The following is a 22,315-nucleotide window of genomic DNA, read 5'->3' as shown; positions in this document are numbered from 1 at the left end:
TCCTGAGTTCAGTGGCCGCGCCGCTCCAGCACCGTCTCCACCGTGTCCGCCTCCTGCGGCCCCTTGTCCGGTCGGTGCCGCAGCACACGCGCGAAGCGCAGGGCCACCCCCGCCGGGTAGCGCGGGGAGCGCTGGAGGCCGTCGTAGGCGATCTCGACGACCAGCTCCGGCCTGACCCGGACGGTGAACCCGTCGTCCTCCACCGCGAGTTCGCGCAGCCGGTCCGTCTGCCAGCGCAGCATCTCGTCGGTGAGGCCCTTGAAGGTCTTGCCGAGCATGGCGAAGGCGCCTCCGCCGGCCCGGGCGCCCAGGTGCAGGTTCGACAGCAGGCCGGTGCGGCGGCCGTGGCCCCATTCGGCGGCCAGAACGACCAGGTCGAGGGTGTGCACCGGTTTGACCTTCAGCCACTGCTTGCCCCGCCGGCCCGCCGCGTACGGGGAGCCGAGCCCCTTGGCCATCACCCCCTCGTGGCCCCGGCGCAGGGTCTGCGACCAGAACGCCGCCGCCTGCTCCGCCTGCGCGGCCGGGTCCTCGACCACCAGACGGCGGACCCGTGCGGCCTCGGGGACGAGCCCGGCCAGGGCCGCGTACCGTTCGCGGACCGGCAGGTCCAGCAGGACCCGGTCGCCGAGGGCCAGCAGGTCGAAGAAGTACGCGGTGACGGGGAGGGCGCGGCGGGCGGCGGCCACGTCCACCCGGGAGCCGACCCGGCTCGCGATCTCCTGGAAGGGCACCGGCCGCCCCTCGGCGTCGTGCCCGATGACCTCCCCGTCGAGGACGAACCGCTCCCCCGGCAGGCTCCGGGCCAGCCCGGCGACCTCCGGCAGCCGGTCGGTGATCTCGTCCAGGGAGCGGGTGTACACGTGGACGTCCGCGCCCTCGCGGTGGACCTGGACCCGGATCCCGTCGAGCTTCTCCTCCACCGCGCACGGGCCGAGCGCCCTCAGGGCGTCCTCCAGCGAGCGGGCGGTCCCGGCCAGCATGGCCTGTACGGGCCGCCCGACGCGCAGGGTCGCCCCGCTCAGCGCTGCGGCGCCCTCGGCCAGCACCGCCGCGGCCACCCGGGGCAGCGAGCCGTCGAGCATCACCGCCCTGCGCAGCGCGGCGGCCGGCACCCCGGCGGCCGCGGCCACCGCCTCCAGGGCCACCGCGTCCAGCGCGCCCTGGCGCACCTCGCCGGAGAGCAGGCTGCGCAGGAACCGCTGTTCGACCGCTGTGGCGGAGCCCAGCAGGGCGGTCACGATCCGGCGCCGCACGGCCTGCGCGCCCGGGCCGGAGACGGCGGCCAGCTCCTCCACCGCCGCGTCGACGGCCCGCACGGTCAGGGTGGGCCCGGGGGCGGGGCCGACCTCCTCGGCGAGGGTGCGCCAGCCGACGCCCGGGCGGCCCTGCGGGAGCCGGCCGGACAGATAGGCGATGACCAGGCCGGCCTCGTCGGCGGGGGCAGCCGCGAAGAGCTCCGCGAGCAGGGCGGTCTTCCGGGACCGGGCGGAGGTCCCGGCGACCTCCCGGGACACGCGCGCGACCTCGGCCAGCAGCATGCGCCCATCCTGCCGCCGCCGGCGCAGACCCGCAGCCCGGGGTACCGCGGACGCGGTACGCGGGGCCGCGCGGGTACTCCTGGAGAAGGGGCGGGGCTTCCCCTGAGGGAGCTCGGGGAAGGCGATCAGGGGCTTTAGGGTTCCCCTATGAAGCTCCGACTGCCCCGGCGGCCCCGGGACCGCCTGCTCGCCGGCGCCGCCGCCCTCGCGGTCCTCGCGGGCGCCGGCACCTGGACGGCCGCGGCCGCCTCCGGGGACGAGCCGGCCGTGCACCGCCTGGACCAGGTCCTGCGCATGCCCGGCGCGGACGCGGACGGTTCCGCCGGCACCGACATCGACACCTCCTTCTTCACGGCGGGCGACACCTCCGGGCGCCGTCCCGCCGTCCTCCTCGGGCACGGCTTCGGCGGCAGCAAGGACGACGTCCGCGCACAGGCCGAGCGCCTGGCCCGCGACGGGTACGCGGTCATGACCTGGTCGGCCCGCGGCTTCGGCCGTTCCGGCGGGAGGATCGGGCTCAACGACCCCGAGCACGAGGTCAAGGACGTCTCCGCGCTCGTCGACTGGCTGGCCCGCCGCCCCGAGGTGCGCCTCGACGCGCCCGGCGACCCGCGCGTGGGCGTGTCCGGCGCCTCCTACGGCGGGGCCGTGGCGCTGCTGGCCGCCGGGTACGACCGGCGGGTGGACGCGATCGCCCCGCAGATCACGTACTGGAACCTCGCGGACTCCCTCTTCCCCCAGGGCGTGTTCAAGAAGCTCTGGGCCGGGATCTTCTTCACGAGCGGCTCGGCCGACGGCCTCCGGCAGCCCGGCCGCCCGGCCGGGGCGGCCGGGGCCCCGGCGGCCCCCGGCTGCGGACGGTTCGAGCCGCAGCTGTGCGCCATGTACGAGCGGGTCGCCGTGGCCGGGAAGCCCGACGCCGAGGCGCGCGAGCTGCTGGAGCGGCGCAGCCCCTCGGCCGTCGGCGACCGGATCAGGGTGCCCGCGCTGATCGTGCAGGGGCAGGACGACTCCCTCTTCCCGCTGGACCAGGCCGACGCCATGGCGAAGGCCATCGCCGCGAACGGCGCTCCGGTCGCCGTGGACTGGGCGGCCGGCGGGCACGACGGCGGCATGCGGGAGTCCGGCCGGATCGAGGCCCGGGTGACGACCTGGTTCGACCGCTACCTCAAGAACGACGCGGGCGCGGACACCGGCCCGGCGTTCCGGGTCTCGCGCACCGGCGGCATCGACTCCACCGACGGGCGGATCATGGTGCGCGGCGCGACCGGCGACCGCTACCCGGGGCTGGAGTCCGACCCGCGCGCGTTCGCCCTGGCCGGACGGGAGCAGACCTTCGCGAACCCGGCCGGCGGGGCTCCGCCCGCCCTGTCGGCCCTGCCCGGCATCGGCGGGCAGCTCGCCTCCCTCGGGACCGGGTTCTCCCTGGACTTCCCCGGGCAGAACGCCCGCTTCGACTCCGAGCCGCTGGCCTCGGAGGTACGGGTCACGGGGACACCGACCGTCACCCTCGACGTGAGGTCGACGGCCGCGGACGGCTCGGCCGTGCTGTTCGGGAAGCTGTACGACGTGGGGCCCGACGGGCGACAGCAGGTGCTGCCGAGCCAGCTCGTGGCGCCGGTGCGGGTGGCCGACGCCGGGCAGGGCCGGAGCGTGCGGCTGCGGCTCCCGGCCGTCGACCACGCCTTCCAGGCCGGTCACCGGCTGCGGCTGGTGGTCGCGGCCACCGACCTCGGGTACGCCTCTCCGGCCGAGCCGGCCTCGTACACCGTCGCGGTGCGCGAGCCGCTGCGGGTGCCCGTCGCGGACGGGGTGCGGGCCGCCCCCGCCGGACTGCCCGGCTGGGTGTGGTGGCTGCCGCTGGGCGCGGTGGCGCTCGCGGCCGCGCTGCTGGGGATCCGCCGGACGGGCGGGAGCCGGACGGCGGCGGCGCCCGAGCCCGCCCTGGCCGGCGTACCGCTCGACATCACCGGGCTGACCAAGCGCTATGCCAAGGCCCAGGACCGCTACGCCGTGCGGGACCTGTCCTTCCGGGTGGAGCGCGGCCAGGTACTGGGCCTGCTGGGGCCCAACGGGGCGGGCAAGACCACGACGCTGCGCATGCTGATGGGGCTGATCACGCCGGACGCCGGGGAGATCCGGGTGTTCGGGCACGCGATCCGGCCCGGGGCCCCGGTGCTGTCGCGGGTCGGGGCCTTCGTGGAGGGCGCCGGGTTCCTGCCGCACCTGAGCGGCCGGGCCAACCTGGAGCTGTACTGGCGGGCCACCGGCCGCCCCGCCGAGGACGCGCACCTGGCGGAGGCCCTGGAGATCGCCGGGCTCGGTGACGCCCTGGAGCGCGCGGTGCGCACGTACTCGCAGGGCATGCGGCAGCGGCTGGCGATCGCGCAGGCGATGCTGGGACTCCCGGACCTCCTGATCCTGGACGAGCCGACGAACGGTCTGGACCCGCCGCAGATCCGGGAGATGCGCGACGTGATGATCCGCTACGCCGCCGCCGGGCGGACCGTGATCGTCTCCAGCCACCTGCTGTCGGAGGTGGAACAGTCCTGCACGCACCTGGTGGTCATGGACCGCGGGCGGCTGGTGCAGGCCGGTCCGGTCGCCGAGATCACCGGCGGCGGGGACACCCTGCTGGTGGCGCTGGAGGGGCCGGTGGACGAGGCGGCCGTCGGGAAGGTCGCGGCGCTGGAGGGCGTCGCCTCCGCGGTGCCCGCCGAGGAGGGTCTCCTCGTACGGCTCGACGGCGCGTCGCCCGCCGCCCTGATCGCCGAACTGGTGCGGCTCGAACTGCCGGTGTCGGCCGTGGGACCGCACCGTCGGCTCGAGGACGCCTTCCTGACCCTGATCGGAGGTGCGGCATGAGTGCCGTACGGGCCCCGGCTCCCGCCGGGGAGACCGCGCCCGGCTTCCGGCCGGGGCGGACGCTGCCGCTGCGCGTGGAGGCGCTGCGGCAGTGGCGCAGGCGGCGCACGCTGGTGATGGGCGGGGTGCTGGCCGCCCTGCCGTTCGTCATGATCATCGCCTTCGCGGTGGGCGGCGGCACGGACGACGGCCGGGGCGGGGCCGACGGCCGGGTGAGCTTCATCGACACGGCGACGGCCTCGGGCGCGAACTTCGCGGCGACCTGCCTGTTCGTGTCGGCCGGCTTCCTGCTGGTGGTGCCGGTGGCCCTGTTCTGCGGGGACACCGTCGCCTCGGAGGCGAGCTGGTCCTCGCTGCGCTACCTGCTGGCCTCACCGGTGCCCCGGGCCCGGCTGCTGTGGAGCAAGCTGGTGGTGGCGCTGGGGTTCAGCCTCGCCGCGATCGTGCTGCTGCCGGTGGTGGCGCTGGCGGCGGGCACGGCGGCGTACGGGTGGGGGCCGCTGAAGCTGCCCGCGGGCGGGGCGCTGCCCGCCGGGGAGACCGTGCCACGGCTGGCGGTCGCGGTGGCCTTCGTGTTCGTGTCGCAGCTGGTCACGGCCGGGCTGGCGTTCTGGCTGTCGACCCGGACGGACGCGCCGCTGGGCGCGGTCGGCGGGGCCGTCGGGCTGACGATCGTGGGGAACGTGCTGGACGCGGTGACCGCGCTCGGTTCGTGGCGGGAGTTCCTGCCCGCGCACTGGCAGTTCGCCTGGGTGGACGCCCTGCAGCCGCAGCTGGAGTGGGGCGGGATGCTCAAGGGGACGGTGGTGTCGGTGTCGTACGCGCTGGTGCTGTTCGCCCTCGCGTTCCGCGGCTTCGCCCGCAAGGACATCGTCTCCTGAGGGCCGCCGCGGACACGGGCCCGGGTGCCGAGGGGCCTCCCGGGTGTTCCGGGAGGCCCCTCGGCCCGTCCGGGTCAGGGCAGGACGCGGACGGGCGCGCCGTCGAGGAAGGCGAGGACGTCCTCGACCGCCTCCCCGTAGTACGTGGCGTAGTTGGCCCGGGTGACGTAGCCGAGGTGGGGTGTGGCCAGCAGGTTCGGGGCGGTGCGCAGCGGATGGTCGGCGGGCAGCGGCTCGGTGTCGAACACGTCCAGGCCGGCCCCGGCGATGCGGCCCGTGCGCAGGGCCTCCAGGAGCGCCCCCTGGTCCACGATCGCGGAGCGGGAGGTGTTGACCAGGCGGGCGGTCGGCCGCATCAGGGCCAGTTCGGCCGCGCCGATCAGGCCCCGGGTGCGCTCGCCGAGGGCGAGGTGGACGGAGACGAAGTCGCTGCCCGCCAGGAGCGCCTCCTTGGACGGGGCCAGGGCGACCCCTTCCGCCGCCGCCCGCTCCTCGGTCAGGTTCGGGCTCCAGGCCGCCACGTCCATGCCGAAGGCGAGCCCGATCCGGGCCACCCGGGCGCCGATCCTGCCGAGGCCCAGCAGGCCGAGGCGGCTGCCGGCCAGGTCGGTGCCCACGGTCTGCTGCCAGGGCCCGCCTTCGCGCAGGGCGGTGTTCTCCGTGACGAGTCCGCGCGCGAGGCCGAGGAGCAGGGCCCAGGTGAGCTCGACGGGCGGGGTGGAGGAGCTGGCGGTGCCGCAGACCGTCACGCCGGCGCGGGCGGCGGCGGCGTAGTCGATGACCGAGTTGCGCATGCCGCTGGCCACGAGCAGCCGGAGGCGGGGAAGCCGCTCCAGCAGGCTCGCGGGGAAGGGGACGCGCTCGCGCAGGGTGACAAGGATGTCGTAGCCGGCCAGGCGGGCGGCCAGTTCGTCCTCGTCCGCCAGGTGGTCGGGGTAGGAGACCACCTCGACGCCCCGCGCGGTGACCGGCGACCAGTCGGCCAGGCTGGTGGCCGCCCCCTGGAAGTCGTCGAGCACCGCGCAACGCAGGGCCGTCGTCATACGGCGTGGGTCCGGGCGACGGCGTCGATCTCGGCCAGCAGCCCGGCCTCCAGCGGCTGCGCACCGGCGGCCGCGTTGGCGCGGACCTGCTCGGGCGAGGTGGCGCCGGCGATGACGGAGGCGCAGCCGGGCTGGGCGGAGAGCCAGCCGATGGCGAGTTCCAGCACGGTGCGTCCGTGCTTCTCCGCGAGCGCGGCCAGGGCCTCGACGGTGTCGAGGCGCTCCTCGGTGAGGTAGGAGTCGCGGCCTTCGAGGCGGGAGCCGGCCGGGACGGGGGCGCCCCGGCGGATCTTGCCGGTGAGCAGGCCGTTGGCGAGGGGGAAGTACGGCAGGACGCCGACGCCGTAGTGGCGGGCGGCCGGGACCAGTTCGCGCTCGGCCGACCGCTCCAGCAGCGACCACTCGTTCTGCGCCGACACGAAGGGCACCGCGCCGGTCTCGCGGGCGGTGTGGGCGGCCTCGGCGAGCTGCCAGCCGCTGAGGTTGGAGTGGCCGATGTAGCGGACCTTGCCCTCGGCGACGAGCTCGGTGAGCGCGGCGAGGGTCTCCGCGATCGGGGTGGAGGGGTCGGGGCTGTGCAGCTGGAGGAGGTCGATGCGGTCCGTCTCCAGGCGGCGCAGGGACTCCTCGACGGCGCGCCGGATGTAACCGCGGCCGCCGCGGGAGCCGGCGGCGGGCCCGTACCCCATGTCGACGCCGTCGTAGCCGAACTTGGTGGCGAGGACCACCTGGTCGCGGCGGCCCTTGAGGGCCTGGCCGAGGTGGCTCTCGGAGCCGCCCCGCCCGCCGTAGATGTCGGCGGTGTCGAGGAGGGTGATCCCGGAGTCGAGGGCGGCGTCGACGACGGCCCGGGTGGCCTGGAGGTCCAGGCGGGCACCGAAGTTGTTGCAGCCGAGGCCCACGGCGGAGACCAGGAGGCCTGAACGGCCCAGGGGGAGATGGCGCATGCGGGATCTTCCTCCACACTCGTCGGTTGCATGATCGACAAGTGGCCAGTCTAAACAGACCGGTCGGTCGGGGACACGGTCTTCGACCCCTGGGGCGTGAACTCCGTGTGTCGACGTGGAAGGGCGTCGCCGGCACGGCGCCGGCGACGCCCTCCCCATTCCGTCCGGGATCAGCCGTTGGCGGCGGCCAGCAGCACGTCCACGAGCCGCTCGGCGGCGTCGGGCCGACCGTAGGCCCGGGCCCGCTCGGCCATCTGCGCCCGCCGGCCGGCGTCGGTGAGGAGCGGGCCGACCGCCTCCGCGAGGCCCTGCGCGGTGACCTCGCCGAGGAGGGCGACGGCGGCGCCCGCGTCGGCCAGGTACTGGGCGTTGTGCGCCTGCTCGTTGCCGGCCGAGGTCGCCAGCGGCACGAACACCGCGGGCTTGCCCAGCGCGGTCAGCTCGGCCAGGGTCCCCGCCCCGGACCGGGAGATCACGATGTCGGCGAGCGCGAGCACGTCGGGCAGCTCCGGTCCGACGAAGCCGGTCACGTGGTAGCGGCCGGCCAGCACGGGGTCCAGCCCTGCCGCCGCGAAGCGGAGCTCGTCGACGTTGGCGGGCCCGCACTGGTGGATGACGTTCGCGTGGCTCAGCAGCCACGGGAGCACCTCGCGCACCACGCCGTTGATCTGCTGGGCGCCCTGCGCGCCGCCGGTGACGTAGACGGTCGGCAGGCGGCGGTCGAACCCGACGAGGTTCAGCGCGTGCACGGCCTTGTCCGGGTGCCCGGAGAGCACCTCGGGGCGGACCGGGTTGCCGGTGACGACGGCGCGCTCGCGCACCTCGGCCGGGAGCAGCGGCAGCGAGGACTCGGAGGACACCGCGATGCGCGTGGCCGAGCCGGCGAGCTTGCGGTTGGCGAGCCCGAGGCGCACGGTCTGCTCGTGCAGCACCAGCGGCCGCTTGCACAGCCGCGCCGCCAGCCCGGCGGGCACGGCGACGTACCCGCCGGTGGCCAGGACCACGTCGGGCTCGAACTCGGAGACGATCGTGCGCGCCTGGGCCACGCCGAGCGGCACCCGCGCCATGTCCTTCATGTTCGCCGCCGACAGCATCTTCAGCGGGTTCGCCGAACGGCGGATCTTGCCCGTGGCGACGGTCTTGAACGCGATCCCCTCGGCCGGCGCGACCCGCGCCTCGAGCCCGTCGGCGGTCCCGATCCACAGCACGTCGAGCGTGCCGCCGGCGGCCGCGAGTCGGCCCTGCAGGGTACGGATCGCGGTCAGGGCGGGGTAGGTGTGTCCACCGGTCCCCCCACCCGTGACGAGCAGCCGGAAGGAACGCGGAAGCGCGGAAGAAAGGTTCACCCGGCCCACCCTACTGTCCTGGCGGGAACATCTCCCTCCGGGGCCGACCCGCCAGCCCAGGCCGCCGCAGGGCGGCCGCCGCCGGTGCGCGTCGGGGTCAGGCCGGCCCGGGCCGCTCCAGGCGGGCCACGCCGGCGTCGAGGTCGATCCCGTTCCTGCGCGGGGCGCCGTCCTGCTCGTCGTCCCGGAGCACCAACTCGATCCGCCGCTGTTCCAGTTGGGCCCGCTTGCCGGGATAGATCAGGGCGTGCAGCTCCTCGGTGGCGGTCGCGCCCGCGCCCCGGCTCCCCCGGTCCCGTCCGCGGGTACGGCCGGGCAGCCACCCCCGTATCCGGGCGCGGCCGACCGTGTACTGGACGGCCGCCAGCACGAACAGCGGTATCACCACGATCAGCACGAGGAGCGGACTCGTCAGTAGGCGCACCATGTCCCGACAACGTCCACCGGCCTGCCCGGGTTCCGGCCTTCCCGGGCGGCCGGTGCGCGGGTCCCTGGGGTGCGGGGACCGGGTTCAGCCGGGCCGCAACCGGCGGGCCTCGGCGACGAGCCCGGGCGGCAGGCCGGGGCCGGCGCACGCGTGGTCGACCAGCAGGCTCCGGTACGAGGCTTCCGGGAGGTCCGGCGCCGGCCCGATGAGTTCGCGCAGGTCGTCGGGGGTGCCCGTGAGCCGGGCCCGGCAGGCGGCCCCGCCCGCACGCAGCGTGACCTCGGCCGGCTCGTGCTCCAGCCCCTGGCCCCTGGCCCCTGGCCGACGAACCGGACGGCGGTGGTGAAGTCGCCCTGCTCGGCGCGTACGTCGGCCAGGTCGAGGTGCAGCGGCCCGTTCGCGGGGTCCAGGGCGAGGGCGCGCTCGAACGCCGCCGCCGTCCGGTCGGGGTCACCCGGGTCGCGCCACGGCCCCACCGCCGAGCGCATCGACCGGCACCTCCGCCCGGCGAACCCGACCCGTTGGCGCCCGGCCGACGACTTCCCGCTGCCGGTGGAGGTGTTGCGGCGGCCGGCCGCCGACCCGACCCGAGGATGCGGCAACTCGCCCTGCGCGAACCCGACCTGCCGGTGGAACTCCTCCGCACCCTGCCAGCCGACCCCGACGGCGCCGCGCGCCGGGCGAGCGCGAGCCGTCCCCGGCTCCCGGACCGGGCGCTGACACGGCTGCTCGCCGACACCTCGGCCCATGCCGCGGCCGCCACCCCCCACCCCCCGACTCCCGACTCCCGACTCCCGACCGCCAGGGTGCGCGAGATCCTCGACCTGGGCGGCCTGTGACGCAGGCTCACCCGGCCCCGTCCACCCTGCCCGGATGCCGTTCGGAGGCGGGGAGTTGAGCGGCTCCACCCGTCCGGCACCCGTGACAGAATCGGCGCGTGCAGATCGGGGTGCTGGGTCCACTGGAGGTGCGCGCGCAGTACGGACGTCCGGTCGACGTGCCGGGTGCGCGGCTGCGCGGGCTGCTGGTCGCCCTCGCGCTCAGGCCGGGGCGCGTGGTCCCCAAGGCGGTGCTCGTCGACTGGATCTGGGGGCAGTACCCGCCCGCCGACGCGACCAACGCCCTGCAGCGGCTGGTGTCCCGGCTGCGGAAGGTGCTGCCCGGCGGGGCGGTAGAGGGGCTGACGGACGGCTACCGGCTGGCGGTGGCACCCGACGCCGTCGACGCCGTGCGGTTCGAGCGGCTCGTCACCGCGGGGCAGGCCCGTACCGATGACCTCTCCGGGCAGGTGCGGCTGCTGCGCGAGGCCCTCGCCCTGTGGCGCGGCGCGGCCCTGCAGGACGTCGGCCTGCAGGACAGCGCCGCGTTCGACGCGGCGGTCGTACGACTCGAGGGGCTGCGGCTGAACGCCGCGGAGGCGCGGGCCGAGGCGGACGTCGCCCTGGGGCGCGGGGCGGAGGTGGTCACGGAGCTGGCCGACCTGGTGGCCGCCCACCCGGTGCGGGAGCGGCTCGTCGCCGCCCTGATGCGCGCCCTCGTCGCGGCCGGCCGCGACAGCGAGGCGCTGCAGGCATACCAGCGGGCGCGGGAGGCACTCGCCGACACCCTGGGCGCCGACCCCTCCCCCGAACTGTCCGCCGTGCACCTCGCTCTGCTGCGGGGCGAGCTGGGACGGCGCGAGGAGGGCCCGAGGACCAACCTGCGCGCCGAGCTGACCAGTTTCGTCGGCCGGGACACCGACGTCGCCGCCGTCCGGGGGCTGATCGCCGAGCACCGGCTCACCACCGTGATCGGACCGGGCGGCGCGGGAAAGACCCGGCTGGCCGCGGAGACGGCGCGCACGCTGCTCGACGACCTGCCGGACGGGGCCTGGCTGGTGGAGCTCGCCGCCGTCGGCGCGGACGGGGGCGACGTGGCCCAGGCGGCGCTCGAGGGGCTGGGCCTGCGGGACGCCCTGCTCGGCGGGGCCCCGAACGCGGAGCCGACGGACCGGCTCGTCGCCGCGGTCCGCGACCGCGAGGCGCTGCTGATCCTGGACAACTGCGAGCACGTCATCGAGGCAGCCGCCGTCTTCGCCCACCGGGTTCTCGGCGAGTGCCGGCGGCTGCGGATCCTGGCGACGAGCCGCGAACCGCTGGGCATCACCGGTGAGGCGCTGTGGCCGGTCGAGCCGCTGGCCCTGCCCCGGGGGAACGCCGGGCCGGCCGAGATCGAGTCCTCGCCGGCCGTCCGGCTGCTGCGGGACCGGGCCGGGGCGGTGCGCCGGGACCTCGGTGCCGACTCCGGCGCCGGCACCGACGCCCGCACGCTGGCGACGATGGTGCGCGTGTGCCGGGCGCTGGACGGGATGCCGCTGGCGATCGAACTGGCCGCGGCCCGGCTGCGCACGATGTCCGTCGACCAGCTCGCCCACCGGCTGGACGACCGGTTCCGCCTGCTGACCAGCGGCAGCCGTACCGCACTGCCGCGGCACAAGACACTGCGCGCGGTGGTCGACTGGAGCTGGGAGCTGCTCAGCGGGGCCGAGCGGACGGTGCTGGTCAGGCTCTCGGTGTTCTCGGGCGGGGCGAGCCTGGAGGCGGCCGAGCGGGTCTGCGCGGACGGCTCCGTCGCGGAGCACGAGGTGCTCGAACTGCTCACCGCCCTGACCGAGAAGTCGCTGCTGCGCGCCGAGGGCGGCGCCGCCCCGCGCTACCGCATGCTGGGCACGATCAAGGAGTACGCCGCCCACCGCCTCACCGAGGCGGGCGAGGCCGAGCGGGCGCGGCAGGCTCACCTGGCGTACTTCACCGGGCTCACGGAGACCGCGGAGCCGCACCTGCGACGCGCCGAGCAGTTGGAGTGGCTGGCCCTGCTCGGGGCCGAGCACGACAACATCGGCTCCGCGATGCGCGGCGCGCTCGCGGCGGGCGAGGCGGAGTCGGCGATGCGGCTCGCCGCGGCCGCCGGCTGGTACTGGTGGCTGAGCGGGCACCGGACCGAGGGGATGGAGCTGGTCACCGCGGCCGTCGGTACGCCCGGTGAGGTCGCCGACGACGTGCGCGCCACGGCGTACGCGCTGGTCGTCCTGTTCGTCAGCGCCGGTCGCGGCGACGAGCACCAGGCGGCGGAGTGGATCCACGAGGCGTACCGGTTCAGCCTGCGCAGCCGGAGCCACAACCCGCTGCTGGGCCTCGTCACCGCGCTGGAACGCCTGCTGGAGGCTCCCGACGCCTTCCTGCCCGCCTTCGAACCGCTGCTCGACAGCGAGGACCCCTGGGTCCGGGCGCTGGGCCGGCTGCACCTGGGCAAGATGCGGATCATGCTGGGCGAGGAGGGGCGCGACGCGGACGCGTACCTGGAGACGGCGCTGGCCGAGTTCCGGGCGCTGGGCGAGCGGTTCGGGATCTCGTTCGCGCAGACGGAGCTGGCGGAGCGGATCGCCGTGCGCGGCGGGTTCGCCGCCGCGTGCGAGCACCTGGAGCAGGCGATCGCGGTCGTCACCGAGCTCGGCGCCGTCGAGGACGTCATCCGGATGCGGTCGCGGCAGGCCCAGTTGTACTGGCTGCAGGGTGACGGGGACGCCTGCGAGGCCGCCCTCGCCGAGGCGCAGCGTTACGCGGAGGGCGTCACCTGGCCGGACGCGCTGGCCGAACTGGCCCTCGCCCGGGCGGAGCTGGCCCGGTGGGGCGGCGAGGCCCGGGAGGCGCGCCGACAGCTGGGCCTGGCGACGTCCCTGCTGGGCGACGAGGCGCGGCAGGGGAACGTCCTCGCGGTGACGCACGACCTGCTGGGCTACCTCGCCGACGACCTCGGCGAGGCCCGCGCGCACCACGCGGCGGCCTGCGCGGCGGCGGCCGGGGCGGGACACGCGCCGCTGATCGCCCAGGTGCTGGTCGGGGTCGCGGACCTGGCCCTGCGCCGGGGCGCGTACGAGCAGGCGGTACGGCTGCTGGCGGCGAGTGCGGGCGTACGGGGCCTCCAGGACCGCTCGCAGCCGGACGTGGCCCGCATCGAGCGGGCCGCACGCCGCCACCTCGGCGACGCAGGGTTCGCCGAGGCGGCCCGCGAGGGGACCGGAACCGCCTGGCCCGAACTGACCGCGGCCGTACTCGCCCCCTGAACGGTCCCGGTGGCGGCCACGACGTCGCCGCGGCCGCCACCCGGCCCGATGACGGGGGGGCGGGGCGCTCAGGTTGGCGCAGCGGACCAGGTGGACGCCCGGGCCGCGTTCCCCGGCGGCGCCGCAGTGGTCCGGTGCGGTGGGATGCCGCCCGGCCTGGTCGCCGTCGCCCCGACCGGGCCGGCCGGCCGGCAGGAAACACGCCACTCCGTGCGACCGGGCCCGAAGGCGGCCCGACGCGACCGGCTCCGGCAGCCACGCCGTCCGGCTCTCCGGAGCCCGACCGGAAGCCGTCCGCGTATGGTGATCGGGCCGGCGGGTGAACCACGGGGCCCGCGCACGTGTCGCCGCTCCCGCCCGGAGCCGGCTCTGTGAGCATCTTCCTGCTCCCCTTCACGGCCCCCGGCCGTCGTCGGCTCCGGCGCCCGGGGCCCACCGCAGGAGGCGCCCGCGTGACGAGCCCAGCCGCCCCTCCCCGGCCCGCCACGGTGCTCGCCATGAGCCCGGACACCCGGGCCGCCGTGCTCGGCGGCCGGGTGCTGGCCGAGCTCGTCCGGGTCGCCGATGTGGACCCCGACCTGCTGCTGACCGACTTCGCACGGCAGGACCCGGCGCTGAGCGGGCGCCTCGCCGACGTCGAGGTGCTGTTCACCGGCTGGGGCTGCCCCGCCCTGGACGCGGACGCCCTGCGCCGGATGCCACGGCTGCGCGCCGTCGTGCACGCCGCCGGAAGCGTCAAGCGGCATGTGACCGAGGCCTGCTGGGAACGCGGTCTGCTGGTCTCCAGCGCGGCCGCCGCGAACGCCCTGCCCGTCGCCGAGTACACGCTCGCCGCGATCCTGTTCGCCAACAAGCGGGTCCTCGAGGCCGCCCACGCCTACCGGACCGTGCGCCGGCCGATCGACCCGCTGGGCCGCTACCCGACGGCCGGCAACTACGGGCGCACCGTGGGCCTCGTCGGCGCCTCCCGGGTCGGCCGCCGGGTGCTGGAGCTGCTGCGCCCGTTCGACCTGCGGGTCCTCGTGTACGACCCGTACGCCGGCCCGGCCGAACTCGCCTCCCTCGGCGGCGAGGCCAGCGGACTGGACGAACTGCTCGTCCGCAGCCACGTGGTGAGCCTGCACGCCCCCGAACTCCCCGGGACCCGTCGTCTGCTGGACGCCGACCGGCTGGCCCTGATGCCGGACGGCGCCACGCTGATCAACACGGCACGGGGTTCGCTCGTCGACACGGAGGCGCTGACGCGGGAGCTGGCCACCGGGCGGCTGCACGCCGTCCTCGACCACACCGAGCCCGAGGTGCTGCCCGCCGGCTCCCCCCTGTACGACCTTCCGAACGTCCTGCTCACCCCCCATGTGGCAGGATCCCTGGGCGGAGAGCTGGACCGGCTGGCGGTGACGGCGGTCGAGGAGCTGGAGCGCTACGCGCGCGGTGTCGGCTTCCGCTACCCGGTGGACCCGGACCGCCTGGCCTACTCGGCCTGATCGCCATGGACCACCAGCCCCTCCAGGTGTACGCGGCCCTGCCTGAGCCGGGCGCCGGACAGCTCGGCCGCCCCGGGGTACCAGCGTTTCTCGTACTCCCAGCACAGCCACCCGCCGGCCGGGCTCCCGGCCACCGCCCCGGCCAGCGGCACCACTCCCGCGCCCAGCGGTACCGGGGTGAGGTCGTCGGCCGAGGCCACGTCCTTGACCTGGAGGTATCCCAGATGCGCGCCCAGCCGCCTTCTCGAATCGGCCGGCCCTTCGCCGCCGAGCCAGGTGTGCAGGACGTCCCACAGTGCGCCCACCGACGGATGCCCGACCGCGTCGAGGACGCGGGCGGCGGCCGCTCCCGTACGGTGCGAGTCGTGGGTCTCCAGCAGGATCCGAACCCCGTTCCGCTCCGCGTAGGGCGCTGCCTCCCTCAGGCGGCGTACGGCGTTGGCGTCGGCCTGCGGCTGCGGCAGGCCGCCCCCGCCGGGGAAGACCCGTACGTACGGGGCCTCGAGGTCGGAGGCGAGCCGGACCAGGGACCTCAGCTCGGCGAGGACCGGCTCGTCGGAGCCGGGCGCCGCGACCCGGGTGTAGCCCGCGACCCCGAGGACGCCGACCCCGGCCCGGGTGACGGCCCGCAGTCCGGCGGCCCGGTCCCCCGGCGGGCTCTGGGGGTGCAGCGGCTCCTCCGGGTGGGCACGCACCTCAAGGCCTTCGTAGCCGTGGCCGGCGGCCAGCGCCGCACTCCGGGCGAGCGGGGTGCCCGGCAGGCCGAGGGTGGAGAGGGCGTACCTCACGGCGTCCTCCCTGCGGTCGGCGGCGGTGCGGTCGAGGCGCGCACCAGGAGCGCGGTGGGCAGTGTGGTGATGCCTCCGGGGGGCAGGTCCCGGCGGCCGGTGACCAGCTCGGCGGCGAGCGCACCGGCCTCGCGCAGCGGCACCCGGACGGTGGTGAGGGCGGGGGCGGTGTCCTGGCTGAACGGCAGGTCGTCGAAGCCGGCGACCGAGACGTCCTCGGGTATGCGCAGGCCCGCCTCGCGCAGGGCGGCGGCGACCCCTGCCGCGGCCGTGTCGCTGGCTGCGGCGACCGCGGTGAAGGGCTCTCCCCTGCGCAGCAGTTCGCGGGTGGCGTCATAGCCGGCGGAGCGGTCGAACCCGGCGTGGACGGTGAGCGCCGCGCAGACTCCGGGAAGTGCCGGGTCGTGGCGCTGGAGGGCTTCCCGGTGTCCGGCGAGGCGCTCCCGGGTCGTGCTGCGGCCCGGCGGGCCGGCGACGTAGGCGATGCGTCGGTGACCGAGTGTCAGGAGGTGTTCGGCGAGCCGGAACGCACCCCCTCGGTCGTCGAACACGACTGTGGCGACGGGCAGGGCGGACGGTACCGGCAGGGGCGGGCGTCCGCAGAGGACCACCCGGGCGCCGGAGGCGGCCATGCGCACGATCCTGGCGGCGACTGCGGCCGTGTGCTCCGGATCCTCGGCGGCCGCACCGGTGAGAACGACGCCTCCGGCGCGCTGGCCTTCGAGCAGGGCGAGGCAGGCGGTCTCGGCGGCCGGGGCGCCCTGGGTGTTGCAGACCACGGCCAGCCGGCGCGCCCCGCCCTCCCCGGCGGGGTCGAGGGCGTGCTGCAGGGAGGCCGCGAGGATGCCGAAGTAGCCGTCGGCGATGTCGTGCACGAGGATACCGACGAGGTCGGAGCTGGCGGCCGCCAGGGCCCGGGCGGGGGCGTTGGCGATGTAGCCGAGCTCTTCGACGGCCCGCTCCACCCGGGTCCTGGTGCCGCCGGCCACCGGATAGCCGCCGTTCAGTACGCGCGAGACCGTCGCGGGCGACACGCCCGCCCGGGCCGCGACCTCTGCAAGAGTCACCGCCATCGGGATCCCCTCCCCCTGTGGCCCGCCGCTGCCGGGGGCCCTCGTCCGATCTGGTGTATGAACCTCATGATGGCCGATTCGGAAAGCGCTTTCTATCACCCGAATGGGTAATTGAAGAGCGCCAGTTCCGAGACCTAGCCTGATCGACAGAAAGCGCTTTCTATCGCTTTCCGCAGACGATGCCGACGGAACGGGAGGTAGGTCGCCATGGAACGCAGGACGATCAGGATCGCTATGAACGGCGTGACCGGGCGGATGGGGTACCGCCAGCATCTGGTCCGGTCCCTGCTCGCGCTGCGCGAGCAGGGCGGGCTGGACCTCGGCGACGGCACCCTGCTGTGGCCGGAGCCGGTGCTGGTCGGGCGCCGCGAGGGCGCCTTGCGGGCCATCGCCGAACGGCACGGTCTGGAGCACGTCGGCACGCACCTCGATGCCGTCCTGGCCGATCCGGAGGTGGAGGTCTACTTCGACGCCCAGGTGACCGGAGCCCGGGAGGCGGCCCTGCGCCGGGCCGTGGCGGCGGGTAAGCACGTGTACTGCGAGAAGCCGACCGCCCTGGGCTTCGCGTCCGCCCTGGAGCTGGCCCGGCTGGCGGCGGCGGCCGGCGTCAAGCACGGCGTGGTGCAGGACAAGCTGTTCCTGCCGGGCCTGATGAAGCTGAGACGGCTGGTCGAGTCCGGCTTCTTCGGCGAGGTCCTCTCCGTCCGGGGGGAGTTCGGCTACTGGGTCTTCGAAGGGGACCGGGACCCGGCCCAGCGTCCCTCCTGGAACTACCGGGCACAGGACGGCGGCGGCATCGTCGCCGACATGTTCCCGCACTGGGAGTACCTGCTGCACGAGCTGTTCGGCCGGGTCCGCACCGTACAGGCCCTGACCCGGACGCACATCGGCCGCCGGTGGGACGAGGAGGGCAAGCCCTACGAGGCCACGGCGGACGACGCCGCCTACGGGATCTTCGAGCTGGAGGGCGGCGCCGTGGCCCAGATCAACTCCTCCTGGGCGGTCCGGGTGCACCGCGACGAACTGGTCGAGTTCCAGGTGGACGGGACGCACGGATCGGCCGTTGCCGGGCTCCACAGCTGCCGGATCCAGCACCGCGCGGCCACGCCGAGACCGGTGTGGGACCCGGACCTGCCGACGGCCGGCTCCTTCCGCGCGCAGTGGCAGGAGGTACCGGACCACGGCCCGGTGGACAACGGGTTCAAGGCCCAGTGGGAACTGTTCCTGCGCCACGTCGTACGCGACGAACCCTGGCGCTGGGATCTGCTCGCAGGGGCCCGCGGGGTGCAGCTCGCCGCTCTCGGCCTGCGCTCCTGCGCCGAGGGGCGCAGGCTGGCGGTACCGGAGGTGACCCTGTGAACGGGATCCGGCTCCCTTCGGCGGACGGCGGGTTCCGCCTCCACCGGCCCTCGGCCGCGCCGCTCGGACCGTACGCCTGCGGCCCGGCCCGCAGCCGGACCCTCTACGCCGCCGTCCATGTGGCCGCGGCCCCGCCCTCCACGCCGGGCGGCGGCGGGCCGGTGGTCGACTGGGAGGCCACGCTGGGCTTCCGGCACCGTCTGTGGGCGCTGGGGCTCGGGGTCGCGGAGGCCATGGACACCGCCCAGCGCGGCATGGGACTGGACTGGCCGGGCGCCGCGGAGCTGATCCGGCGTTCGGCGGCCGAGGCCCGGGCCGTGGGCGGCAGGATCGTCTGCGGCGCCGGAAGCGATCAGCTGCCGCCCGGCCGGGTGCACCCGCTCGCGGCGGTCACCGCCGCGTACGAGGAACAGCTCGCACACGTGGAGGACTGCGGGGCGGGTGTCGTGCTGATGGCCTCCCGTGCCCTCGCCTCGGCGGCCCGGGGCCCCGAGGACTACCTGGAGGTCTACGGAACGCTGCTGCGCCAGAGTTCCCGGCCGGTGCTCCTGCACTGGCTGGGTCCGGTGTTCGACCCTGAGCTCGCCGGGTACTGGGGCCACGACGGGCTCGACGGGGCCGCGGACCTCCTGGTGGCGCTGGTCGGCGAACACCCGCGGAAGGTGCACGGCGTCAAGGTCTCGCTGCTGGACGCGGAGCGGGAGAAGGACCTCAGACGCCGTCTCCCGGCGGGCGTGCGGTGCTACACCGGCGACGACCACCACTATCCGGAACTGATCGCCGGGGACGGGGAGCGGGCAAGCGACGCCCTGCTGGGGATCTTCGATCCGATCGCCCCGATCGCGGCACGGGCGGCGCTCGCCCTCGACCGGGAGGACCCCGACGGGTTCCGGGCGCTGCTGGATCCGACGGTCGCGCTGTCGCGGCACCTGTTCGCCCCGCCGACCCCGCTCTACAAGACGGGCGTCGTCCTGCTGGCCTGGCTGGCGGGCTACCAGGAGCACTTCACGATGCTGGCCGGGCTGGAGTCGGCCCGATCGCTCCCCCATCTGGCGCGGGCCTACGAACTGGCTGACTTGCTGGGCCTGTTCCCCGATCCGGAACTCGCCGGGGCCCGGATGCGCCGGCTCCTGTCGGGCCAGGGGGTGGAGGCGTGAACGGGGCGCCGGCCCCGGCGCGGTTCAGTCTGAACCAGGAGACGGTGCGGCAGTGGTCGGTGCCCGAGCTGGTGGCCGGGTGCGGGGCGGCCGGGGTGGCCTCGGTGGGGCTGTGGCGGGATCCGGTGCGCGCGTTCGGGGTGGGGGAGACGGCGCGGCTGGTCGCCGCCGCCGGGCTGCGGGTCAGTTCCCTGTGCCGGGGTGGGTTCTTCACCACAGCGGATCCGGGGGACCGCGCGGCCGCTCTGGAGGACAACCGCCGGGCGGTCGAGGAGGCGGCCGAACTGGGTGCGGACGCCCTGGTCCTGGTCTCGGGCGGGCTGCCGCGGGGCGAGCGGGACCTGGTCGAGGCGCGGCGGCGGATCGTCGGGTTTCTGGGCGACCTGGTCCCCTGGGCCGCCGGGCACGGGGTGCGGATGGGCATCGAGCCGCTGCATCCGATGTTCGCGGCGGACCGCTGCGTGGTCTCCACCCTGGGGCAGGCCCTGGACATCGCCGAGCAGTTCCCGGCGGAGCGGGTCGGGGTGGTGGCCGACTCCTACCACCTGTGGTGGGACGAGCGGCTGGCCGCCGGTCTGGGCCGGGCCGGTGCCGGCGGGCGGATCGTGTCCGTGCAGGTGGCGGACTGGGTGACCCCGCTCCCCGAGGGCGCCCTGTTGGGGCGGGGGCAGCTCGGTGACGGGTGCGTCGATCTGCGGGGCTTCCGGGAGCTGGCCGACCGGGCCGGCTACCGGGGGGCGGTGGAGGTCGAGATCTTCCATCCGGGCCTGTGGGCGCGGGACGGCCGCGAGGTGCTGCGGGAGGTGATCGACCGCTACCGCGAGCACGTGGAATGAACCGGGCCGCAGGGGCGGCACGCCCCGCTGCGGAGGACCTGTGGGATCGGACCGAGGAGATGTGATGACGGGAGTGTGGAGCCGGCGCGCCTTCCTGTCCGCCGCGGGCGCGGGGGCGCTGCGGGCGGGTGCGTCGGCCGACCGGGCGGACGCCCAGGGTGTGGGCGATGTCCATGGGGCGATGCGCGAGGCCTGGCGCTCGCTGGTGCTGGGCGCCGGGTTCTCCGAGGCGGCCGAGCCGTTCCGCTCGCGGCTCGCCGAGCTCGGCCAGGAGGCGGGCCGCTGGGCCGCCGCGATGGCTCCGGCGCCGGGGGCGCTCTGGCCGGACCTGGGGTTCGCCTCGGATCCCGAACCGATGGTGCGGAGCTTCCAGCGGCTGCGGACCATGGCGGAGGCCTATGTGCGGCCGGGCACCGCTCTCACCGGGGACGGGGCGCTGCTGGCGTCCGTGCTGGCCGGCCTGGAGGAGCTGCACGCGCAGGTGTACCACGCGGGCCGGGAGCCGTACGGCAACTGGTGGTGCTGGCGGATCGGCGCGCCGCAGGCCCTGCTGGACGTGTGCGTGCTGCTGTACGGGGAGCTGTCGCAGGCCCGCCGGGCCGATGTCTGCGCGGCGGTGGACCACTTCGTCCCGGACTCGGCGGTGGCCGTGTACGGCGGGACGAGCACGGGTGCCAACCGGGTGGACCTGTGCCGGGTGCTGGCGGTGCGCGGGGCCGTCGGCTCCGACGCGGCGAAGGTCGCCCTGGCCCGGGACGCGCTCGGGCCGGTCTTCCCGTACGTCACGGCGGGCGACGGTCTCCACCGGGACGGGTCCTTCGTCCAGCACGGCGCGGTGGCGTACACGGGGACCTACGGCGCGGTGTTCCTGGAGGGGCTGGGTTTGTTGTTCGCGCTGTTGAAGGGCACGCCGTGGCAGGTCGTGGATCCGGCCCGGCAGAACGTCTTCGACGCCGTGGAGCGGGGCTGGGCGCCCTTCCTCTTCAACGGGCTGGTCATGGACGCGGTGTCCGGGCGGGCGGTCAGCCGGGGGCTGGCGGCCTCGGATGCCCGGCAGGTCCAGCAGGACGACCACGTCCGCGGCCACGCGGTGCTGGCCGCGGTCCTGCTGCTCGCCGAGGGGGCGGGCACCGCCGAGCGGGCCCGGTGGCGCTCCCTGGTGAAGGGGTGGGCGGCGCGGTCGCACCACAGCCCGCCCCTCGCCGACCGGACGCTGGGGCTGGGCGCGCTGGCCCGGCTGGCGGAGCTGGAGGCGGACCCGTCGGCGGCGCCTTTGCCCGAGCCGGTGGGGCACCGGCTGTTCCCCTCGATGGACCGGGCCACCCACCGCAGACCGGGCTGGGCGGCCTCGCTGTCCATGGCCTCCCGGCGCATCGCGCACTACGAGACGGGCAACGGTGAGAACCTGCGCGGCTGGCACACCGGCAGCGGGATGCTCTGCTGGTGGGGTTCCTCGTACGGCAACGACCAGTACGCGGACGCGTTCTGGCCCACCGTCGACCCGTACCGCCTGCCGGGCGTCACCGTGGCGCGGAAGGCACTGGCGGACGGGGCGGGCGGCGCCTGGGGCACCGCGCGGCCGGACACGGCGTGGGTGGGCGGGTCGGGCGACGTGGAGTTCGGGTCGGTGGGCCAGCACCTGCGCGGTCTGGGGAGCACCCTGGAGGCCCTCAAGTCCTGGTTCTTCCTCGGCGACGCGATCGTCTGCCTGGGGGCGGGGATCCGTGCCTCGGACGGGGTCCCGGTGGAGTCGGTGGTGGACAGCCGCAACCTCGGTGCGGCCGGGACGCACGCCCTGACCGTCGGCGGACGCGTGCAGCCGGCGGCCCTGGGCTGGTCGGCGGAGTTCCGGTCCCCCGGCTGGGCGCACCTGGCGGGTTTCGGCGGATACGTCCTCCAGGGCCCGGGGCCCTTCAGGGCCTTGAGGGAGGCGCGTACCGGCCGGTGGAGCGAGGTGAACCAGGGCGGATCCACGGCCGCGCTGACCCGGCGCTACCTCACCCTCTGGTACGACCACGGCGAGGACCCGGTGGACGCGGGGTACGCGTACCAGCTGCTGCCGGGGGCGACGGCCGCACGGACGGCGGCGCGGGCGGCTACGCCGGGGTGGCCCGACGTCCTGGCCAACAGCGCGGCGGCCCAGGGGGTGGCCGTCGGCCCGCTCGGGTTCACCGGGGTGAACTTCTGGCGGGCCGGGGCGGCGGGCCCGCTGGAGGCGAGCGCCCCGTGCTCGGTGACGGTGCGGCAGCGGCGCGACGGCACGGCCGGGGTGTACGTCGCCGACCCGGCCCGGGCGGTCGGGGAGCTGGTCCTGGTGTGGGACCGGCCCGTCGCGGCGGTGCGGTCCGGGCCGCCGGCGCTGGTGTCGGCCCGCACGGGGGCGCGGCTGCGCCTCGTCTTCGGGGACCTCTCGGCCACGGCGGGGGTGAGCCATGAGGTGGTGGTGCGGTTGCGGTGAGCGGAGGA

The 22,315-nt window shown here is 75.9% G+C and carries 17 protein-coding genes; 9 read left to right on the top strand and 8 right to left on the bottom strand.

Annotated features, from left to right (window positions below; translation table 11 throughout):
• Positions 1 to 8: 8 nt before the first annotated feature.
• Positions 9 to 1,541, bottom strand: a complete 1,533-nt coding sequence (locus ACFY15_RS09645) for an ATP-dependent DNA ligase (RefSeq protein ID WP_390825300.1) — start codon at positions 1,539 to 1,541, stop codon at positions 9 to 11.
• Positions 1,542 to 1,688: 147 nt separating this feature from the next.
• Here ACFY15_RS09645 and ACFY15_RS09640 point away from each other — a divergent pair, with 147 nt between their 5' ends.
• Positions 1,689 to 4,406, top strand: coding sequence for an alpha/beta fold hydrolase (locus tag ACFY15_RS09640; RefSeq protein WP_390825299.1), 2,718 nt, complete (start codon positions 1,689 to 1,691; stop codon positions 4,404 to 4,406).
• Positions 4,403 to 5,287 (top strand): ABC transporter permease, encoded by an 885-nt coding sequence (locus ACFY15_RS09635; RefSeq protein WP_390687223.1) that lies wholly within the window; start codon positions 4,403 to 4,405, stop codon positions 5,285 to 5,287. Before ACFY15_RS09640 ends, ACFY15_RS09635 begins: the two co-directional genes overlap by 4 nt.
• A 74-nt stretch (positions 5,288 to 5,361) precedes the next feature.
• On the opposite strand, the gene ACFY15_RS09630 is transcribed toward ACFY15_RS09635, so the two are convergent.
• From ACFY15_RS09630 to ACFY15_RS09610, 5 genes are all read right to left on the bottom strand, one after another.
• Complete coding sequence (locus ACFY15_RS09630) at positions 5,362 to 6,330, bottom strand: D-2-hydroxyacid dehydrogenase family protein (protein WP_390687222.1); 969 nt, start codon at positions 6,328 to 6,330, stop codon at positions 5,362 to 5,364.
• Positions 6,327 to 7,277 (bottom strand): aldo/keto reductase, encoded by a 951-nt coding sequence (locus ACFY15_RS09625; RefSeq protein ID WP_390687221.1) that lies wholly within the window; start codon positions 7,275 to 7,277, stop codon positions 6,327 to 6,329. The genes ACFY15_RS09630 and ACFY15_RS09625 overlap by 4 nt, the downstream gene beginning before the upstream one ends.
• A 170-nt stretch (positions 7,278 to 7,447) precedes the next feature.
• On the bottom strand, positions 7,448 to 8,623 hold the full coding sequence (locus ACFY15_RS09620; protein ID WP_366454697.1) for a UDP-N-acetylglucosamine--N-acetylmuramyl-(pentapeptide) pyrophosphoryl-undecaprenol N-acetylglucosamine transferase: 1,176 nt from the start codon (positions 8,621 to 8,623) through the stop codon (positions 7,448 to 7,450).
• 97 nt (positions 8,624 to 8,720) lie between these two features.
• Positions 8,721 to 9,050, bottom strand: a complete 330-nt coding sequence (locus ACFY15_RS09615; RefSeq protein ID WP_390825298.1) for a DUF6191 domain-containing protein — start codon at positions 9,048 to 9,050, stop codon at positions 8,721 to 8,723.
• The gene (locus ACFY15_RS09610; RefSeq protein WP_390825297.1) at positions 9,035 to 9,538 is read right to left on the bottom strand and encodes a type IV pilus biogenesis/stability protein PilW; all 504 of its coding nucleotides are present in this window, start codon (positions 9,536 to 9,538) and stop codon (positions 9,035 to 9,037) included. The genes ACFY15_RS09615 and ACFY15_RS09610 overlap by 16 nt, the downstream gene beginning before the upstream one ends.
• Positions 9,539 to 9,643: 105 nt before the next feature.
• Between ACFY15_RS09610 and ACFY15_RS09605 the strand changes: the two genes are divergently transcribed.
• The 3 genes from ACFY15_RS09605 (at position 9,644) to ACFY15_RS09595 (ending at position 14,636) form a co-directional block, all read left to right on the top strand.
• Positions 9,644 to 9,889, top strand: coding sequence for a hypothetical protein (locus ACFY15_RS09605; protein ID WP_390825296.1), 246 nt, complete (start codon positions 9,644 to 9,646; stop codon positions 9,887 to 9,889).
• A 98-nt stretch (positions 9,890 to 9,987) separates the two neighbouring features.
• Positions 9,988 to 13,152 carry a BTAD domain-containing putative transcriptional regulator gene (locus tag ACFY15_RS09600; protein ID WP_390825295.1) on the top strand — a complete coding sequence of 1,055 codons (3,165 nt, stop codon included), beginning with the start codon at positions 9,988 to 9,990 and terminating at the stop codon, positions 13,150 to 13,152.
• A 497-nt stretch (positions 13,153 to 13,649) separates the two neighbouring features.
• Positions 13,650 to 14,636 (top strand): hydroxyacid dehydrogenase, encoded by a 987-nt coding sequence (locus ACFY15_RS09595; RefSeq protein WP_390687322.1) that lies wholly within the window; start codon positions 13,650 to 13,652, stop codon positions 14,634 to 14,636.
• On the opposite strand, the gene ACFY15_RS09590 is transcribed toward ACFY15_RS09595, so the two are convergent.
• Both ACFY15_RS09590 and ACFY15_RS09585 read right to left on the bottom strand, forming a co-directional pair.
• Positions 14,624 to 15,424 (bottom strand): sugar phosphate isomerase/epimerase family protein, encoded by an 801-nt coding sequence (locus tag ACFY15_RS09590; RefSeq protein WP_390825294.1) that lies wholly within the window; start codon positions 15,422 to 15,424, stop codon positions 14,624 to 14,626. The genes ACFY15_RS09595 and ACFY15_RS09590 overlap by 13 nt on opposite strands.
• Positions 15,421 to 16,497 carry a LacI family DNA-binding transcriptional regulator gene (locus ACFY15_RS09585; protein WP_390825293.1) on the bottom strand — a complete coding sequence of 359 codons (1,077 nt, stop codon included), beginning with the start codon at positions 16,495 to 16,497 and terminating at the stop codon, positions 15,421 to 15,423. The genes ACFY15_RS09590 and ACFY15_RS09585 overlap by 4 nt, the downstream gene beginning before the upstream one ends.
• Positions 16,498 to 16,704: 207 nt before the next feature.
• Here ACFY15_RS09585 and ACFY15_RS09580 point away from each other — a divergent pair, with 207 nt between their 5' ends.
• The 4 genes from ACFY15_RS09580 (at position 16,705) to ACFY15_RS09565 (ending at position 22,307) form a co-directional block, all read left to right on the top strand.
• Positions 16,705 to 17,856 (top strand): Gfo/Idh/MocA family protein, encoded by a 1,152-nt coding sequence (locus tag ACFY15_RS09580; protein WP_390825292.1) that lies wholly within the window; start codon positions 16,705 to 16,707, stop codon positions 17,854 to 17,856.
• Positions 17,853 to 19,013, top strand: coding sequence for a DUF993 family protein (locus ACFY15_RS09575; protein ID WP_390825291.1), 1,161 nt, complete (start codon positions 17,853 to 17,855; stop codon positions 19,011 to 19,013). The genes ACFY15_RS09580 and ACFY15_RS09575 overlap by 4 nt, the downstream gene beginning before the upstream one ends.
• Positions 19,010 to 19,849 carry a sugar phosphate isomerase/epimerase family protein gene (locus tag ACFY15_RS09570; RefSeq protein ID WP_390687213.1) on the top strand — a complete coding sequence of 280 codons (840 nt, stop codon included), beginning with the start codon at positions 19,010 to 19,012 and terminating at the stop codon, positions 19,847 to 19,849. The genes ACFY15_RS09575 and ACFY15_RS09570 overlap by 4 nt, the downstream gene beginning before the upstream one ends.
• Positions 19,850 to 19,913: 64 nt before the next feature.
• Entirely contained in the window at positions 19,914 to 22,307 is a 2,394-nt protein-coding gene (locus tag ACFY15_RS09565) for a polysaccharide lyase 8 family protein (RefSeq protein ID WP_390825290.1), read from the top strand.
• The last annotated feature ends 8 nt before the right edge of the window (positions 22,308 to 22,315 follow it).

Source organism: Streptomyces sp. NPDC001373 (assembly GCF_042895815.1).
In the GTDB taxonomy this organism is placed as follows: domain Bacteria; phylum Actinomycetota; class Actinomycetes; order Streptomycetales; family Streptomycetaceae; genus Streptomyces.
This window is presented reverse-complemented; position numbering and strand designations above follow the sequence as displayed.